This window comes from Bradyrhizobium oropedii (genome assembly GCF_020889685.1).
Taxonomy (GTDB): domain Bacteria; phylum Pseudomonadota; class Alphaproteobacteria; order Rhizobiales; family Xanthobacteraceae; genus Bradyrhizobium; species Bradyrhizobium oropedii.
Genome location: NZ_JACMYO010000189.1, coordinates 1 through 16,293 on the forward strand (window position 1 = coordinate 1; position 16,293 = coordinate 16,293).

A 16,293-nucleotide genomic window follows, 5' to 3' on the forward strand; every position below is an offset into this window, starting at 1 on the left:
CCCCGGCCGGTCGCGGGCGGCGAGCCGCCGTCTGCCCATCCCTCGCAAGAAAGTGAGCGGATCTCGGACGGACGGATGTAACGTCCAGGGGCGGGGTTCGTATCTGTGGACGAACCTGATCGCCAATTTGGCCGTCCGCATCGGAGATGATGATGATCGATCGCCGTATCCTGCTTGCTTCCGTCGCCAGCCTGCTCGGCCTCGCCGCCTTCCGCTGGCTGCGCGCCTCGCCGGCGCAGGCTGCCGAGAAATTCGAGATCGAGAAGACCGACGCCGAATGGCGCGCGCAACTCACACCGCAGCAATACGAGATCCTGCGCAAGGAGGGCACCGAGCGGCCGGGATCGAGCCCGCTGCTCAAGGAGCACCGCAAGGGCACCTTCGCCTGCGCCGGTTGCGACCTCCCGCTGTTCTCGTCCGAGACCAAGTATGAGAGCGGCACCGGCTGGCCGAGCTTCTACCAGCCGCTGGAGAATGCGGTCGGCACCACGTCGGACCGAACCTTCGGCATGGTGCGCACCGAGGTGCATTGCCGCCGCTGCGGCGGCCATCTCGGCCACGTCTTCGACGACGGCCCGAAACCGACCGGGCTACGCTACTGCATGGACGGCTTTGCATTGGTGTTTCACCCGGCCGCGCCGTCAGCGACCTGATAGCGTTCCCGAGCGAAGCCTGTCCCGCACTTGATCCGGGATGGGCACCGGTTCGCGTCAAGAGAACGCGTCAAACACAGCGGCGTTTTCGAGCGCAGCAGCGCGGGCAGAACTGCGCTGTGTCCCGGCAATTGTTGCCTGCCCGGCAATTGTGCCCCGGTTAAACGGCCGGGGCTTTTTTTTCAAGCGCATGATTTTGTTACGATTCGTTTCCTGGCACGACCTTTGCGACATGCTCCTCCGATGCGGCCATCTGCTGATTGCCAGCCGCCGGGAATCGAATTGGAGAACATGTCATGGGTATCTTCGGCGCTCTTACGACGGCGGTCGGTGGCTTGCGCGCAGGGTCGTACGCGCTGGAAAACATCTCCGGCAACATCGCCAACTCGCAGACCACGGCCTTCAAGCGCATCGATACCTCTTTCCTCGACCTCGTTCCGCAGACCGCGCTGACCGCGCAGCTCGCCGGCGGCGTCACGGCGCAGTCCCGCTCGACCAACTCGGTGCAGGGCGACGTGCAGTCGGCGTCGGTCGCGACCTTCATGGCGATCAACGGCAACGGCTTCTTCGCGGTGCAAAAGCCCGGCGGCTTCACCGACGGCTCGCCAGTGTTCGACGGCGTCGACCGCTACACCCGTCGCGGCGATTTCCAGCTCAACAAGGACGGCTACCTCGTCAACGGCGCCGGCTATTATCTCGAGGGTGTGCCGATCGACCCGACCACCGGCAACCCCTCGGGCTCGTCGCCGCAAACGCTGCGGTTCAAGAACGACTTCCTGCCGGCGCAGCAGACCACCAAGATCGACTATCGCGCCAACCTCGCGTCCTATCCCCTGACCACCGCGCACGACACCTCGGTTCCGGGCTCGGAGCTGATCCGGCCGGGCGCGTTCAGCGCCGGACATAACCCGCTGGTGCTGGGCACGCCGGCCGCGCCGTATACCGATTCCTCCGTCACCGGCACCGCGCAGAACAACAAGGCGACGCCGTCGGTCGCCAATACCGCCGCGACCTTGCTTTCCGGCGCCGCGGGCAGCGATTCGATCAATGCCAGCTTCAGCGCCGGCTCTGCCGGCCCGCCTGTCGTGCCCGCCGATACGATCACGGTGAACGGCACCGTCATCACGTTCGTGGCTTCGGGTGCGACCGGCAACCAGCTCAACGTCACCGACAGCATCGGAACGCTGCTCGCCAAGATCGACTCGATCACCGGTACAGCGACGCCGTCGACGATCAGCGGCGGCAAGATCACCCTGCATTCCGGCACGTCGGCCGACCTCAACGTGACGAGCTCGAACTCGACCGCGCTCGCGGCGCTCGGCTTCACCGGCTCGGCGGTTGCCACCCGCGGCGGCGGCGGCACGGTCGGCACCGGCCAGGTGGTCGGCAACGACAACTCGACCTTCCTGAACGAATCCGTCTCGGGCGGCGCCGTCACGGCTTACGATGTGTCGGGTGCGCCGGTGAATCTGCAATTCCGCTGGGCCAAGACCGACAGCTCCTCGCTGGGCTCCGGACATACCGATAGCTGGAACCTGTTCTATCAGGTCAATCCCAATGCAACCGGCACGCAGGTCTCCTGGCAGAACGCCAACATCAACTTCACCTTCGCGTCGAACGGCCAGATGTCGCCGGCGATCTCCTCGGTCGCGCTCAACAATGCCGTGGTCAACGGCGTGTCGCTGGGCAGCCCCGTGATCAATTTCGGCTCCGGTGGCGTGACCCAGTTCGCGGACGCCAACGGCAACGTCCAGGTCAACCAGATCCAGCAGGACGGCTTCCCGGCCGGCCAGCTGCAGTCGGTCAGCGTTTCCACCAACGGCCGCATTGTCGGCAACTACACCAACGGCCGCAACATCGACCTTGCCGAAATCTCGGTGGCGACATTCAACGGCACCAACTTCCTCAAGCGCATCGACGGTGGCGCGTTCGAGGCGACCGACGAGTCCGGTGGCGCGCTCTTCGGCAAGGGCGGTAGCACCATCGTCGGTTCATCGCTCGAGAGCTCGAATACCGATATCGCCGACGAGTTCACCAAGCTGATCGTGACCCAGCAGGCCTATTCGGCCAACACCAAGGTGATCACGACAACCAATTCGATGGTGCAGGACCTCCTGAACGTCGTGCGCTGATCGCATCGATGATGCGCGTGTGAAGCAGTAAAGGCGAGTACACACCATGGGTTTGAGCCAAGCCCTCTCCACCGCGATGTCGGGCCTGCGCGCCACGCAGGCCTCGCTCTCGCTCGTGTCGTCGAACGTCGCCAATGCGGAGACGCCCGGTTACGTCAGGAAGACGCTGAATCAGGATACCGGCACCACCGGGCAGTTCGGATCGAGCGTCCTCATCACCGGCGTCAACCGCCAGCTTGACGAATTCCTGCAGACCCAGCTTCGCACCGAGACCTCGGGCGCCTCTTACGCCGACGTCCGCTCCAGCTTCCTGGCCAATCTGCAGGGCGTCTACGGCAATCCCGACTCCACCGGCACCATCGAGGACGCCTACAACAAGTTCCTGACCGCGGTGCAGGGGCTGTCGACCAGCCCGGACTCGCAATCGGCCCGCATCGGCGTCGTCAATGCCGCGCAATCGATGGCGCAGCAGCTCAACGCGACCTCGCAGGGAATCCAGTCGCTGCGCGCCAATGCCGAGGCCGGCATCAGCGACTCCGTCAATACGGCCAACAATGCGATGCAGCAGATCGCGCGACTCAATGTGCAGCTGCAGGCCAGTGGCGGCACGGCCGACGCCTCGACCGCGGCGTTGCTGGATCAGCGCGATCGCTACGTCACGCAGCTTTCGCAGCTGATGGACATCCGCACCGTCACCAACAGCCAGAACCAGGTGACCGTGTTCACCAATTCCGGCGTGCAGCTGGTCGGCACTGAAGCTGCGTCGCTCAGCTTCAATGCCCAGGGCACGATGACGCCCAACACTCAATACAATACCGACCCGACCAAGAGCACCGTCGGCACCATCACCATCAATTTCCCGCATGGCGGCACCTATGACATGGTGTCGACCAACTCGATCCGGTCAGGCAAGATCGCCGCCTATCTCGAGCTGCGCGACAACACGCTGGCGCAGGCCCAGACGCAGATCGACCAGTTCGCCGCTGCAATGTCGAGCGCGCTGTCGGACAAGACGACCGCGGGCACCGCTGCGACGGCGGGGGCGCAGTCCGGCTTCGACCTCGATCTCTCGGGGCTGCAGAGCGGCAATACCATCCACGTCTCCTACAAGGACAACACCACCGGCCTGACGCATAATCTGTCGATCATCCGCGTCGACGATCCGAGCGTGCTGCCGCTGAGCAATACCGCAACCGTCGATCCGAACGACGAGGTGCTGGGTGTGGATTTCTCCGGCGGCATGAGTTCGGTGCTGTCGCAGCTCAATGGCGCGCTCGGCGGAACCGGCCTGCAATTCTCCAATCCCTCCGGGTCGACGTTGCGCGTGCTCGACGACGGCGCCGCCAACAAGGCCGACGTGACCGCGGCATCGGTCACATCAACCGTTTCGTCGCTGACGTCGGGCAATCCGCAGCTTCCGCTGTTCACCGACAATGGCGGGCTCTACACCGGTGCGATCACCGCGAACGGTGCGCAGTCGACGGGCCTCGCGGCACGCATCAGTGTCAACACCGCCCTGGTCGGCGATCCCTCGCGCATGGTCGTGTACTCGACCAATCCGCAGACGCCGGCCGGCGACACCACGCGCGCGAACCTCATTCTGAACCAGCTCTCGAACGCGTCGTACAGTTATTCGCCGAAGACCGGCCTTGGCACGTCAGGCGCGCCGTTCACCGGCACGCTGCTGAACTTTGCCAAGCAGTTCATCAGCCAGCAGGGCGAATCGGCGACGGCGGCCAAGCAACTGGCTGACGGTCAGGACGTCGTGCTGAACACGCTGCAAACCAAGATGGACTCGACCTCCGGCGTCAACATGGACGAGGAGATGGCGCATCTGCTTTCGCTGCAGAACGCGTACTCCGCCAATGCGCGCGTGATGTCGTCGATCAAGCAGATGTACGACGCGCTGCTGCAGCTCACGTGAGGGTAACATGTCGATCGACGGCGTAAGCGGCAGAACTTCCTATATCGGCACCACGATTCTCAACCTGCGCAGTCAGCTCAATGACCTGACGACGCAGCTTGCGACCGGCAAGGTATCGACGACCTATGCAGGGCAGGGGCTCGATCGCGGCTTCGCGCTCAGCCTGCGCGCCCAGATCAGCGGCATCAACGCGTTCTCCGACACGGCCACCAACCTCAACACGCGCCTCGGTGTCGCCAACCTCACTTTGCAGGGGCTGTCCGACGTCGGGAGCCAGGTGAAGAACGCCGCGACGACCGCGACGCTGACGCTCAACAACAGCGGGCAGACGTCGGGCCAGATCACGGCGCAGGCCGCGTTCTCCAATGCGGTCGCGATGCTGAACAGCCAGTCGGGCGACCGCTATCTGTTCTCCGGCCGTGCGATGGATACGCCGGCCACGGTGTCCGCCGACACCATGTTGAAGGGGACGGCAACGCAGGCCGGCCTCACCCAGCTCATCAATGAGCGCAAGCAGGCCGATCAAGGCGCCAACATGATGGGCCGCCTGAGCGTCTCGTCGCCGCCGGCGACCACGACGGTAACCAGCGTCGCAGAGGACGGCTCGCCTTTCGGCCTGAAGCTGCTGTCGGTGCAGTCGTCGTTGACCGGTGCCACCGTGACGCAGCCGACCGGCACGCCGAAGTCGGCCTCGGTCGATCTCGGCGCCGTCAATCCGAAGGAAGGCGACAAGATCAAGTTCAACTTCACGCTGCCCGACGGCACCACCGATGCGATCGAACTCACGGCGACGGCGACGAACCCGCCGCCGGCCGGTTCGTTCCTGATCGGCGCCGACACCACGGCGACGACGGCCAACCTTCAGTCGACGCTGACCTCGTCCATCAAGACGTTGAGCGATACGTCGCTGGTCGCCGCCTCCGCGGTCGCGGCGTCCAACAATTTCTTCAATCCGGTCGCAACCGTTTCGGGCGCAGCCGTCAACAACCAGAACACGCCGCCGGCGCCGATCAGCGGCGCCACCACCCTCTCGGGCGCAGCGGGCACCGACTCGCTGTCGACGAGCTTCGCGGCCGGTGACACCATCACGGTGAACGGCACCCCGATCACCTTCGTGGCCTCCGGCGCCACCGGAAATCAAGTCAACATCACCGACAGCGTGCAGACGCTGATGGCGAAGATCGACCAGGTCAGCGGTACCAAGAATCCGTCGACGATCAGCAATGGTGTGACCAACCTGCACGGCGCCGACGGCCAGAACCTCTCGATATCGAGCTCCAATACAGCGGCACTCGGCGCGCTCGGCATCGCCAACAATACGACCGCGACCCCGGCGCCGCTCAGGGTCGGGGGACCGCCGTTCAACACGGCAACCAGCCTGGTCGCCGGTACGCCCGCCAACACCGTCTACTGGTACACCGGCGAGAATGGCCCGGGATCGGCGCGCGGCACCGCCGTGGCACAAGTCGATCAGTCGATCACCGTGCAATATGGCGCGCGCGCCAACGAGCAGGCGTTCCGCTATCTGCTGCAGAATGTCGCGGTGTATGCGGCGGTGACCACCAACGCCAGCAACCCGAATGCAAGCGCGCAGGTGACGGCGCTCGCGCAACGCGTGAGCGGCAACCTCGCCCCGCAGAACGGTCAGCAGCAGATCCAGGACGTGCAGGCTGAATTCGCCGGTGCCCAGACGGCGACCAAGGCAGCCACCGATCGCCAGACCCAACTCAAGGCGATGGCGGAAACGATGCTCGACTCGGTCGAGGGCGTCAATCAGGACGAGGTCGCGACCAAGATCCTGGCGCTGCAGACCAGCCTGCAGGCGTCGTACCAGACCACGTCGATGCTGTATCAGACCACGCTGTTGAAATATCTGCCGGTCGGCTGATCGCTCGCCGCCCATCTCCAGCCAGCAAAAAGGCCTCCTCGCGGAGGCCTTTTTCGTTCGGGCGAGGGGAGGCTAGAGCGTTTTCAAACGAAGTGGACGCCGGTTCGCGTGAAGAAAACGCTTCAAAACGAGAAGCTCTACGCGCGCTTGCGGGTGTCGTCCTGATTGGACTTTTGCGGGCCACGCACGCTTTCCAGCAGCTTCTCCTCGTGCGCGATCAACTTCTTGGATTCCTTCAGCGCGTGATAGAGGTCGCCGTTGAGGATGAAGTTGTTGACGCTTTCGATGAACGGCCAGGCGCTCGGCATCGCGGTGATGATGTCGCGGACCAGGCTGAAATAGGTCGGGTGGTGCGCCATCGGGTCGGGCGACAGATACATCAGTTGTACGGCGAGATAGATCAGCTTCGCCGGCGTATCCGCGGTCTCGGGCGTCAGGATGTCCTTCTCGCGCAGGATCGGGATCCGGTCACCGTCGATCAGCAGGCGGGCACGCTGATCGGTGTTGGTGATCACGCAATTGCCGACGATGATGCGCTCGTTCGGTTTGAGTTCGACCTTCAGGGCCATGACCGTTCTCCTTTGCCGGCAGACGCGCGATGTCCGCTAGCGGAACATGTTCGGCACTGCTTAGCAGCCGCCGTTGCGGCACGGGGCCGATGCGACAGCGATCCTTTCCCATGATGGTTAACGCTTGGTGAACAGGGGACGCGCCCGGGCGCTGGCATCCGGCCGGAATCGGCAATCGTCTCAGTAGTTTTCACGGCGAACTTCGCCTGACCGCGACAATTTTATTCTTCTGCATTTGTCTCAAATGCCGCGCTGGAGATTTCTTTTTCCTTCGCGGCTCGACCCGCAGGATCGGCCATCCGCCCGGTCAGAAAGGATTGGCGCGGTTTTTTCCTCAGTTTCACACCAGAAAGGTATGAAAATGTCCGGTATCATTCTCTCCTCCTCCGTTCGTCAGAACCTCCTCTCCCTCCAGTCCACCGCCGATCTGCTCTCCACCACGCAGAACCGTCTTGCCACCGGCAAGAAGGTCAACACGGCGCTCGACAACCCGACCAACTTCTTCACCGCACAGTCGCTCGACAACCGCGCCAGCGACATCAACAACCTGCTCGACGGCATCGGCAACGGTGTGCAGGTGCTGCAGGCTGCCAACACCGGCATCACCTCGCTCCAGAAGCTGGTCGATACCGCGAAGTCGATTGCCAACCAGGTGCTGCAGAGCCCGACCGGCTACACCACCAGGTCGCAGGTCAGTTCCACCGCGGCGCTCGGCGGCACGGCGGCCAACCTCGTCGACGGTACCACGATCAAGAGCGGCGACGTTCTGGCGATCGCGGCTTCGGCCGGCCAGCCCGCATTCACCTTCACCTTCGGGGCCAGCAGCTCGCTGGCGCAGTTGAATACGACGCTCGCGGCCAGCAACCTGACGGCGAGCCTCGACAGTTCGAACAAGCTCGTCATCACCACGACCAATGACGCGGCTTCCTCGACGATCGGTGCGGTGACCTTCACCAACACCGGCGGCGGTACCGCGACGTTCAGCGCGGCCGGCACGGCTCCGGTTGCCGATTCGGCCTCGCAGTCGGCGCGCGCCGCCCTGGTGACGCAGTACAACAACACCATCGCGCAGATCACGACCACGGCGCAGGATTCGTCGTTCAACGGCATCAACCTGTTGAACGGCGACAACCTCAAGCTGACCTTCAACGAGACCGGCAAGTCCACGCTCGCAATCAGCGGCGTCAAGTTCGACGCTGCAGGCCTCGGCCTGAAATCGCTGGCCGCGGGCACCGACTTCCTCGACAACAACTCGGCGAACAGCGTTATCGCCTCGCTGGGTACCGCGAGCTCTTCGCTGCGCAGCGAAGCCTCGACGCTGGGCTCGAACCTCTCGATCGTGCAGATCCGTCAGGACTTTTCCAAGAACCTGATCAACGTGCTGCAGACCGGTTCGTCGAACCTGACGCTGGCCGACACCAACGAGGAAGCGGCCAACAGCCAGGCGCTGTCGACCCGCCAGTCGATTGCAGTCTCCGCGCTGGCGCTCGCCAACCAGTCGCAGCAGAGCGTGCTGCAGTTGCTCCGCTAAACGCGCCGACAAGCACTTCGATAACGGCGGGGAAAACCCCGCCGTTTTTCTTTGTCTCCGGGATATTACGGTATCTTTCCATGCCGTCAGAACGGCGCATTTCGTAACGCCTGCTAACCATATTTAAAGGCGCCGGATGCATAAATATCGAGCGCTAGAATTGCGTCTCCGCGGCCCGAGAAATCCGCATCCCATCGAGGTCATTAATGTCGAATGCAGCCCAGGCCTACGCCCGTACGTCAACGACGACGGCGTCCCCCCGTGAAATCGAAGCGCAGGCGCTGTTGAAGGCCGCGCGGCAGCTGCAGGAAGTCCAGGCGAACTGGAACGGCCTCGACAAGGCGCTCGATCACGCATTGCTGTTCAATCGCCGCCTGTGGTCGATCTTCCTCAGCGCGGCAGAGGGCGCCGACAATCTGCAGCCGCTCGAGGTGCGTCAGAACATCGCGAACATCAGCGTGTTCGTGATGAAGCAGACCATCGACATCCAGATGAATCCGGACCCGGCGAAGCTGAAGTCACTGATCGACATCAACTGCAACATCGCCGCCGGCCTCTCGGGCCGCGGCTGATCGGCCGGTTCACGACGGAGCTCCCGGCATGGCCGACGTGTTGAGCATCCTGTCCGCCAACTACAAGGCCGCGGGCCTGACGGTCCCGTCGAAGACGCCGTATGTGGCTGTCGATCCGAAGCTCTATGAGGGCAGCTGGAGCGGGAAGTATGCCAACAACAAGTCGTTCAACATCTCCGTGTCGAACGTCGATGGCTTCCGCGCCAAGGTCCATTATCAGAGCGACAGCACCAGCAAGTATCAGGACGTCCTGATCAAGGACGGCTCGTTCCGGGTCGGCGATACCAAGTTCTCGCTGGTGCAACAGGGGACGGCGTTGATCGCCAATGTCGTCACCGATCCGGCCACCGGATCGACCTATCTCGACAAGGCCTACGCCACACAGAAGTGAGGGGCCGATTGCTTGCGTTACGCGCGGCGGTCGGTCGCGCGCGCCCGCGTCGGCGCGTCCTTGCTGAGATCGAGCGCGTGGAAATAGGCGCGGCGGCGCAATACGGCTTCTTCCGGAAACTGCCTCACCACCAGGTTCGTGCGATTGTCGACCACCTGATAGACCACGGCGCGCGCGTCGCGGTCGATGATGACCTGGTCGGTGACCGAGGGCGTCTGATTTGAGAGCGACGCGTTGACGGCGTTGGGATCGATCGTGACGCGCACGCTCGGCTCCGGAGCGGTGACGCTCTGGCTCGCGGGCAATTCGGTCTTCACCGCCTTCTGCGCCGTATCGCTCACGGGAGTGATCATCGGCGCTGCAACCGGTGCCCCCACCGGCTTGATGCTGAAATCTGTACTCATGGCAGCCTCGTAGTGCACAGGCACTAGTTTGCTTGAGTCAAATCCCAACCCCTCACGATCCGCAACTCTACGGGGAACCTCTCAACAGGGTGTTAGAGAACACGCTGAACTCCGCGCTGCCAGGGCAGCGTCGAATTGAGCTAAATTGTCGGCGTGCCTGCGTCAGAGCGTGCGGCTGACGGCGATCGGCGTCATGTTGCGCGGGCCCGGCGCGGCGCGCTGTCCGTTCGCGGTGTAGGTGTTCGGGATGTTGCGCCGCTGCACCTCGGCATTGACGCCGCGGACGATGCCCTCGGAAACGGCGTGCGCGGTCGCAAGCACGGTCAGGTTGACCTGCAGCATGGCGCGGAACGTCTCGTGATGACGCCGCAGTGTCGCAAGCAGTTCGGGATCGGTCTGCGCCAGCATCTTCTGCATCGATTTCAGATGCTCGACCGCGAGCATGTAGCGCCGCGACAGATCGGACTTCTGCGCCTCGAGCCGCATGCCCTCGCGGATCTTGCCGGCGCGAACGAATTCGGTTTCCTGCTCGACGACGGCAAGCAGCGCGCTCATCACTTCGGTCAGCTCGTTGGCGAGACGCGCGACGTCTGGAGGCGTCGACGTCGCGGGCCGCGCGGCGGGGGCGGAGGCTGGACGGTGCTGTGGACGCTGGTTCATCGCGCTGCTCCTCGAAACAGAATTAGCTCTTGTTCGCCTGCTGCAGGATCAGCGAGCGGAACACTTCGTTGGAAATGCCGACGCCGCCGGATTTGGCGAAGTTCTTCGAATATTCGTCGGTCAGCATCGAGCGCCACGCGCCGGTGCCGACGGTGTCGCCGTACGGGCCTTCACCCTTCAGGCCGGTCGTCATCTGCGAGAACATCGTATTGAGGAACATCGATTCGAAATCGGTCGCGGTCGCCTTCGCCTTGGTGATCTGCTGCGGCGACACCTTCTTCATCGCGTCCTGCAGCACGGGATCGGGGCGACCATTGAACATCGGCATCAGCGCCTTGTTCGGCATGCTGCCGGTGGTGCTGTTGATCAGGCTTGCCATCACATCACCTCGATGTCGGCTTCGATCGCGCCGGCGGCCTTGATCGCCTGCAGGATGCTGATGAGGTCGCGCGGTCCGATGCCGAGGCCGTTGAGGCCGTCGACGAGCTGCTGCAGCGAGACGCCGTTTCTGACGAGCGCAAATTTCTTGCCGTCCTCGCTGACGCCGACGCTGGTGCGCGGCGTGACGACCGTTCGGCCGCGCGACAGCGGATTGGGCTGGCTGACCTGTGGGGCTTCCGAGATCGTGACGGTGAGGTTGCCCTGTGCCACCGCGACGGTCGCGACGCGAACGTCGCGGCCCATCACAATGATGCCGGAGCGCTCGTCGATCACGATCTTCGCGGTGAGATCGGGCTCGACCTGCAACTGCTCGATCTCGGTCAGGAAGGCAACGACGTTGCCCTTGAACTCCGACGGGACCGAGAGCTGCACCGTAGAGGGATCGATCGGCTCGGCAGTCTTGACGCCGAGATAGTCGTTGACCGCGGCGGCGATCCGCTTGGCGGTGGTGAAATCGGCGTTGCGCAGCGCGAGCCGTACATTGGGCAGGCGGTTGAGCGCGAACTCGATCTCGCGTTCGATGATGGCGCCGTTGGCGATCCGGCCGACCGTCGGCACGCCGCGCACGACGCTGGCGGCGGCGCCTTCGGCCGCGAAGCCGGCGACCGCTACCGATCCCTGTGCCACCGCATAGACATTGCCGTCGGCGCCGAGCAGGGGGGTGACGAGCAGGGTGCCGCCCTGCAGGTTCTTGGCGTCGCCGAGCGCGGAGACGGTGACGTCCATGCGCGTGCCCTGGGTGCCGAATGCCGGCAGATTGCCGGTCACCATGACGGCGGCGACGTTGCCGGTGCGGATGGTAGCGCCGCGGATGTTGACGCCCATGCGCTCGAGCATGGCTTGGAGCGATTGCTTGGTGAAGGGGATGTTGTTGAGCGTGTCGCCGGTGCCGTTGAGGCCGACCACGAGGCCGTAACCGATCAACTGGTTCTGGCGCACGCCCTCGATATTGGCGAGATCCTTGATCCGCGACGTCGCGGCCGCCGGCATGACGGAGGCCGCCAGCGTCAGCAACGCGGCGCAGGCCACTCCGAATAAACTTGCGATGCGGATGCCGGGCATCCCGATGCTCCCCTCGAACTGAACTCGCGGATCACGCGACACTCCCATGACGGGCGATCCGCCATTAACCATGCGAGCCGCGTGCCAGTTCGTTTCGCTGGGGCAATGTATTGATATATTTATCGAAATTGTCTGCTCGCCGTTTGGCTTGGGTTGGCCAGGGAGCGCGAAACTGCCGTGCGGCGGCAGAAATTGCCGGGTCGTTTACGTGTCGTTAACCATAAAACAGCGATGCTCGCGGCATTCAGGCCTGCGGGATCATCGCGATGCGCATCTACGGACCGAACGGCACCACGCTTGGCACGTCCACCAGTTCCACGCGGCGTACCTCGTCGAGCGGCTTCTCGCTGCCGGATGCGACGACCGCGCAGGAGGAGGTGCGCTCCACCTCCGCGCCGAAGGCCGCGGCCAGCCTGGACGCGCTGCTCGCGTTGCAGGGCGTCGAAGACCCGACCGAACGCCGCAAGCGCTCGGTGGCCCGCGGCAAGGGCGCACTCGACGTGCTCGACGCGCTCAAGCTCGGATTGCTGTCCGGCAATTTCGATTCCTCCACCGTGAACCGGCTGCGCGACGCTGCGGCGAGCCTGAAGGAATCCTCCGGTGACCCCGGCCTCGATGCCGTGCTCGGCGAGATCGAGCTGCGCGTGGAAGTCGAGCTCGCCAAGGCTGGACAGTATTAAGCTCCCCCTCCATCAACCAACCTGCCTCAGGCCGCCAGCGCCTTGCGCTGTGCGTCGTAGCGGCGTTGCGCGGCCAGCACCTCCTTCAGATTCTGTTCGGCCCAATCCCGTAGCGGATCGACCGCTTCGGCGAGCGTCGATCCGAGCGGTGTGATCGAATACTCCACGGTGACCGGAACGGTTGCGATCGCGCGGCGTCGCAGCAGCCCGTCGCGTTCCAGGCTCTTCAACACTTGCGACAGCATCTTCTGCGAGATGCCTTCGATGGCGCGGCGGAGCTGGTTGAAGCGCATCGGCTCGCTGCGCAGCAGCAGCAGGATCAGCACGGCCCATTTGTCGCCGACCCGGTCGAGGATCTGGCGCGTCGGGCAATTGGCGGCATAGGCGTCCGGCTTCAGGCTCGCGGCTTTCATCGGGTTACTCCGGCGTAATCAGGTGAGACAAGAGTGCCTTCTTCACACTTACATCCATTTCGCTATCTAGTCACCATTGGAAACCATCAATCGGAGACTTGAGATGAAGATCGCCATCGCCGGCGCGTCCGGCCAGGCCGGCTCGCGCCTCACCGCGGAGCTCGCTTGTCGCGGCCATGCCGTCACCGCCATCGGCCGCAACCCGGAGAAGATCGCCGGCCTCGCCAATGTCACCGCCAAGAAGGGCGATGTGAACGATCAGGCTGCCCTGGCCGCGCTGTGGGCCGGCCACGACGCCGCGATCAGTTCCGTCCATTTCTCGGTCAGCGACCCCGCCAAGCTGATCGGGGCGGCCAAGGCGTCCGGGGTGGGCCGCTATCTGGTGGTCGGCGGCGCCGGCAGCCTCGAGGTGGCTCCCGGCGTCCGCCTGGTGACCACCCCCAATTTTCCACCCCAATACAAGGCCGAGGCCTCCAAGGGCGCCGAATTCCTCGACCTGCTGCGGCTGGAGAAGGACCTGAACTGGACCTTCCTGTCGCCCTCGGCGCTGTTCGTCGCAGGCGAGCGGACCGGCAAGTTCCGCCTCGGGACCGACCAGCTTCTGACCGCCGCCGACGGCAAAAGCTCGATCTCGTTTGAGGATTTCGCAGTTGCACTCGCCGACGAAATCGAGCGCCCGGCCCATATCCGCCAGCGCTTTACGGTCGGTTATTGAGGGGCCAGGAGAGGGGCAAGGGCTGGCCCCAGGCAGGGCGGATAAGTTTGCCTGTGCAAGGCCTTGGGGGCAGCCCGCCTTTCGCGGTGGCAGATATTGTCTGTCACATGACGTGGCTATATAAGGCGCCGCGCGGAGGGGTCCTGTTCCCTCCGCCTGACAGGGACATGGCTGCCTTTGGAAAAGCTGAAGAACTACCGGCCGACTGAAAAAGAGCCTTTCATGAATGAGCGGCAGCGCGACTATTTCCGCGCCAAGCTGCTGGCCTGGAAGGATGAGATCCTCCGCGAATCGAAGGTCACGCTGCAGACGTTGCAGGAAGAGAACGTCAATCATCCCGACCTCGCGGACCGAGCTTCCTCGGAAACCGACCGCGCGATCGAACTTCGTGCCCGTGATCGTCAGCGCAAGCTGATCTCCAAGATCGACGCGGCGCTCCAGCGCATCGAAGAGAACACCTACGGCTATTGCGAAGAGACCGGTGACCCGATCTCGTTGAAGCGGCTCGAAGCCCGCCCGATCGCAACGCTGTCGGTGGAGGCGCAGGAACGCCACGAGAAGCGCGAGAAGGTCTATCGCGACGAGTAGTGGCGGCGGATCGCCCCCACTGATTGGTTCCGGCGCGCACCGGTTGCAGGTTCGCGCCGCCATGATGACACGCACTCTCAACATCGCATCGGTCTTCTTCCTGGGCTGATCTCGTTTCCGCCAGGAAACACGCTTCCGCACGGAAGCGCTGATCGTCCCTCCGAGCTTGGGCTCGCGGGATTCCAGTGAACCGAATGGACCGGCCAGGTTCCGCGCATCGCGGACCAACGATGACCGGCGACAATTTGAGAGACAATCGTGATTGGTCGAGACCACGCGCGTGTGCTGAGCGGCGCGCAAATCGAGCAATTCATCGATAGGTCTTCGACCACGCCAGCAATTCGCGGAACGCCGGCGTCAGGCTCCAGGCCGAATCCGTCAGTCCGTATTCGACCTGCAACGGCTTCTCGGCGAGCACCTTGCGTGCCACCAGGCCGTCGCGCTCGAGCTCGCGCAGTTGCGCGGTCAGCACGTGCTGGGTGATCGGCACCAGCGCGCGGCGCAGCGCGCCGAACCGCACGCCGCCATTCATCAGCGTGAACAGGATCTCGAGCTTCCATTTTCCCCCAAGCGCGTGGATCGCGTGCTTGAACTCGATCAGCAGGGTGGGGTCGGTCGGGCAGCTCTCGCATTCACCGCCGTCACACAGATCGCTGGTATTGTTTTCCATACCGGTCTCGAATTTCATCCTACTTGTTCAATGTCAGATAGTGACCAGATGCGGCCTGTGCAGGGTGGACGGTGCAACAGCCCGAATGCCGAACCATGAAGAGGGCAGGGACATGAGCACGGTCTTGGTCACGGGCGGGTCGGGTTTCATCGGCGCGCATACCATTCTGCAACTGCTCGCCGACGGGCATGCGGTGCGAACCACCGTGCGCAATCCGGATCGCAGCAGGGACGTGATCGCGATGCTGCACGAGGGCGGCGCTGATACGGCCGACCAGGTCAGCTTCGTCACCGCCGATCTGCTGCGCGACGACGGCTGGCGCGAGGCGGTCACGGGGTGCGATTACGTGCTGCATGTCGCATCGCCGCTCGGATCGCACGTGCCTGAGGACGAGAACGAGCTGATCGTTCCGGCGCGCGAAGGCACGCTGCGGCTGTTGCGCGCGGCGCGCGACGCCGGCGTCAGGCGCGTCGTCGTGACATCGTCGTTTGCGGCGATCGGCTATGGCCATCCGCCGCAAGCCAGGCCGTTCGATGAGACCGTGTGGTCCAATCTCGATGGGCCAGACGTGCAGGCCTATCCGAAATCCAAGACACTGGCCGAGCGCGCCGCCTGGGACTTCGTCGCACGCGAAGGCAATGGCCTCGAACTCGCCGTGGTCAATCCGACCGCGGTGTTCGGTCCGGCGCTCGGTGCCGACTTCTCGGAGTCGATCGGAATCATCAAGGCGCTGCTCGACGGCGCGATGCCGGCGGTGCCGCGGATCCATTTCGGCCTCGTCGACGTGCGCGATGTCGCCGATCTGCATCTGCGCGCCATGATGTCGCCCAAGGCCAAGGGCGAGCGGTTCCTCGCGGTTGCCGGCGACACCATGTCGGTGTTGCAGGTGGCTCGGGTGTTGCGCCAAAAGCTCGGCAGCAAGGCGCGGCGGGTGCCGCGGTTCCAGGCGCCGGACTGGATGATGCGGCTCGCCGCGCGGCGCAACCCGCTGGCCCGCGCC

18 protein-coding genes are annotated in these 16,293 nt (G+C 64.1%); 11 read left to right on the forward strand and 7 right to left on the reverse strand.

What is annotated here, in order from left to right; translation table 11 throughout:
- The first annotated feature begins 152 nt into the window (after positions 1 to 152).
- The 4 genes from msrB to H8A95_RS35050 all read left to right on the forward strand — a co-directional run bounded on the left by msrB (position 153) and on the right by H8A95_RS35050 (position 6,597).
- Entirely contained in the window at positions 153 to 653 is a 501-nt protein-coding gene (msrB, locus tag H8A95_RS35035) for a peptide-methionine (R)-S-oxide reductase MsrB (protein WP_229187281.1), read from the forward strand.
- Positions 654 to 949: 296 nt separating this feature from the next.
- Complete coding sequence (locus tag H8A95_RS35040; protein WP_229172109.1) at positions 950 to 2,785, forward strand: flagellar hook-basal body complex protein; 1,836 nt, start codon at positions 950 to 952, stop codon at positions 2,783 to 2,785.
- A 46-nt stretch (positions 2,786 to 2,831) separates the two neighbouring features.
- The gene (gene flgK / locus H8A95_RS35045; RefSeq protein ID WP_229187282.1) at positions 2,832 to 4,709 is read left to right on the forward strand and encodes a flagellar hook-associated protein FlgK; all 1,878 of its coding nucleotides are present in this window, start codon (positions 2,832 to 2,834) and stop codon (positions 4,707 to 4,709) included.
- A 7-nt stretch (positions 4,710 to 4,716) separates the two neighbouring features.
- Entirely contained in the window at positions 4,717 to 6,597 is a 1,881-nt protein-coding gene (locus H8A95_RS35050; protein ID WP_229187283.1) for a flagellar protein, read from the forward strand.
- A gap of 137 nt (positions 6,598 to 6,734) precedes the next feature.
- Here the strand turns inward: H8A95_RS35050 and flbT are convergent, their stop codons facing one another.
- Positions 6,735 to 7,166, reverse strand: a complete 432-nt coding sequence (gene flbT / locus H8A95_RS35055; RefSeq protein WP_229187284.1) for a flagellar biosynthesis repressor FlbT — start codon at positions 7,164 to 7,166, stop codon at positions 6,735 to 6,737.
- Between the two features lie 361 nt (positions 7,167 to 7,527).
- Between flbT and H8A95_RS35060 the strand changes: the two genes are divergently transcribed.
- The 3 genes from H8A95_RS35060 to H8A95_RS35070 all read left to right on the forward strand — a co-directional run bounded on the left by H8A95_RS35060 (position 7,528) and on the right by H8A95_RS35070 (position 9,660).
- The gene (locus H8A95_RS35060; protein ID WP_229187285.1) at positions 7,528 to 8,697 is read left to right on the forward strand and encodes a flagellin N-terminal helical domain-containing protein; all 1,170 of its coding nucleotides are present in this window, start codon (positions 7,528 to 7,530) and stop codon (positions 8,695 to 8,697) included.
- A 206-nt stretch (positions 8,698 to 8,903) separates the two neighbouring features.
- A complete protein-coding gene (flaF, locus tag H8A95_RS35065; RefSeq protein WP_229187286.1) occupies positions 8,904 to 9,269 on the forward strand; it encodes a flagellar biosynthesis regulator FlaF in 366 nt (121 codons plus the stop codon).
- A gap of 28 nt (positions 9,270 to 9,297) precedes the next feature.
- A complete protein-coding gene (locus H8A95_RS35070) occupies positions 9,298 to 9,660 on the forward strand; it encodes a hypothetical protein (RefSeq protein ID WP_229187287.1) in 363 nt (120 codons plus the stop codon).
- 17 nt (positions 9,661 to 9,677) lie between these two features.
- Here H8A95_RS35070 and H8A95_RS35075 read toward each other — a convergent pair whose 3' ends face one another.
- From H8A95_RS35075 to H8A95_RS35090, 4 genes are all read right to left on the reverse strand, one after another.
- Positions 9,678 to 10,064 (reverse strand): hypothetical protein, encoded by a 387-nt coding sequence (locus H8A95_RS35075; RefSeq protein WP_229187288.1) that lies wholly within the window; start codon positions 10,062 to 10,064, stop codon positions 9,678 to 9,680.
- Positions 10,065 to 10,226: 162 nt separating this feature from the next.
- Positions 10,227 to 10,724 carry a hypothetical protein gene (locus tag H8A95_RS35080; protein WP_229187289.1) on the reverse strand — a complete coding sequence of 166 codons (498 nt, stop codon included), beginning with the start codon at positions 10,722 to 10,724 and terminating at the stop codon, positions 10,227 to 10,229.
- A 22-nt stretch (positions 10,725 to 10,746) separates the two neighbouring features.
- The gene (flgJ, locus tag H8A95_RS35085) at positions 10,747 to 11,103 is read right to left on the reverse strand and encodes a flagellar assembly peptidoglycan hydrolase FlgJ (RefSeq protein WP_420839508.1); all 357 of its coding nucleotides are present in this window, start codon (positions 11,101 to 11,103) and stop codon (positions 10,747 to 10,749) included.
- Positions 11,103 to 12,227 (reverse strand): flagellar basal body P-ring protein FlgI, encoded by a 1,125-nt coding sequence (locus tag H8A95_RS35090; RefSeq protein ID WP_229187290.1) that lies wholly within the window; start codon positions 12,225 to 12,227, stop codon positions 11,103 to 11,105. The genes flgJ and H8A95_RS35090 overlap by 1 nt, the downstream gene beginning before the upstream one ends.
- A gap of 266 nt (positions 12,228 to 12,493) precedes the next feature.
- Between H8A95_RS35090 and H8A95_RS35095 the strand changes: the two genes are divergently transcribed.
- Positions 12,494 to 12,907 carry a flagellar assembly protein FliX gene (locus H8A95_RS35095; protein ID WP_229187291.1) on the forward strand — a complete coding sequence of 138 codons (414 nt, stop codon included), beginning with the start codon at positions 12,494 to 12,496 and terminating at the stop codon, positions 12,905 to 12,907.
- 26 nt (positions 12,908 to 12,933) lie between these two features.
- On the opposite strand, the gene H8A95_RS35100 is transcribed toward H8A95_RS35095, so the two are convergent.
- Positions 12,934 to 13,320 carry a winged helix-turn-helix transcriptional regulator gene (locus H8A95_RS35100; RefSeq protein WP_074131694.1) on the reverse strand — a complete coding sequence of 129 codons (387 nt, stop codon included), beginning with the start codon at positions 13,318 to 13,320 and terminating at the stop codon, positions 12,934 to 12,936.
- A 103-nt stretch (positions 13,321 to 13,423) separates the two neighbouring features.
- Here H8A95_RS35100 and H8A95_RS35105 point away from each other — a divergent pair, with 103 nt between their 5' ends.
- Together H8A95_RS35105 and dksA are read left to right on the forward strand one after the other, a co-directional pair.
- Positions 13,424 to 14,035, forward strand: a complete 612-nt coding sequence (locus H8A95_RS35105; protein WP_229187292.1) for an NAD(P)-dependent oxidoreductase — start codon at positions 13,424 to 13,426, stop codon at positions 14,033 to 14,035.
- A gap of 222 nt (positions 14,036 to 14,257) precedes the next feature.
- Positions 14,258 to 14,623, forward strand: a complete 366-nt coding sequence (gene dksA, locus H8A95_RS35110; protein WP_229187293.1) for an RNA polymerase-binding protein DksA — start codon at positions 14,258 to 14,260, stop codon at positions 14,621 to 14,623.
- Positions 14,624 to 14,933: 310 nt separating this feature from the next.
- On the opposite strand, the gene H8A95_RS35115 is transcribed toward dksA, so the two are convergent.
- The gene (locus H8A95_RS35115) at positions 14,934 to 15,293 is read right to left on the reverse strand and encodes a winged helix-turn-helix transcriptional regulator (protein WP_229187294.1); all 360 of its coding nucleotides are present in this window, start codon (positions 15,291 to 15,293) and stop codon (positions 14,934 to 14,936) included.
- Positions 15,294 to 15,405: 112 nt separating this feature from the next.
- Between H8A95_RS35115 and H8A95_RS35120 the strand changes: the two genes are divergently transcribed.
- The coding region (locus H8A95_RS35120) for an SDR family oxidoreductase (protein WP_229187295.1) at positions 15,406 to 16,293 on the forward strand (888 nt) is incomplete at its 3' end.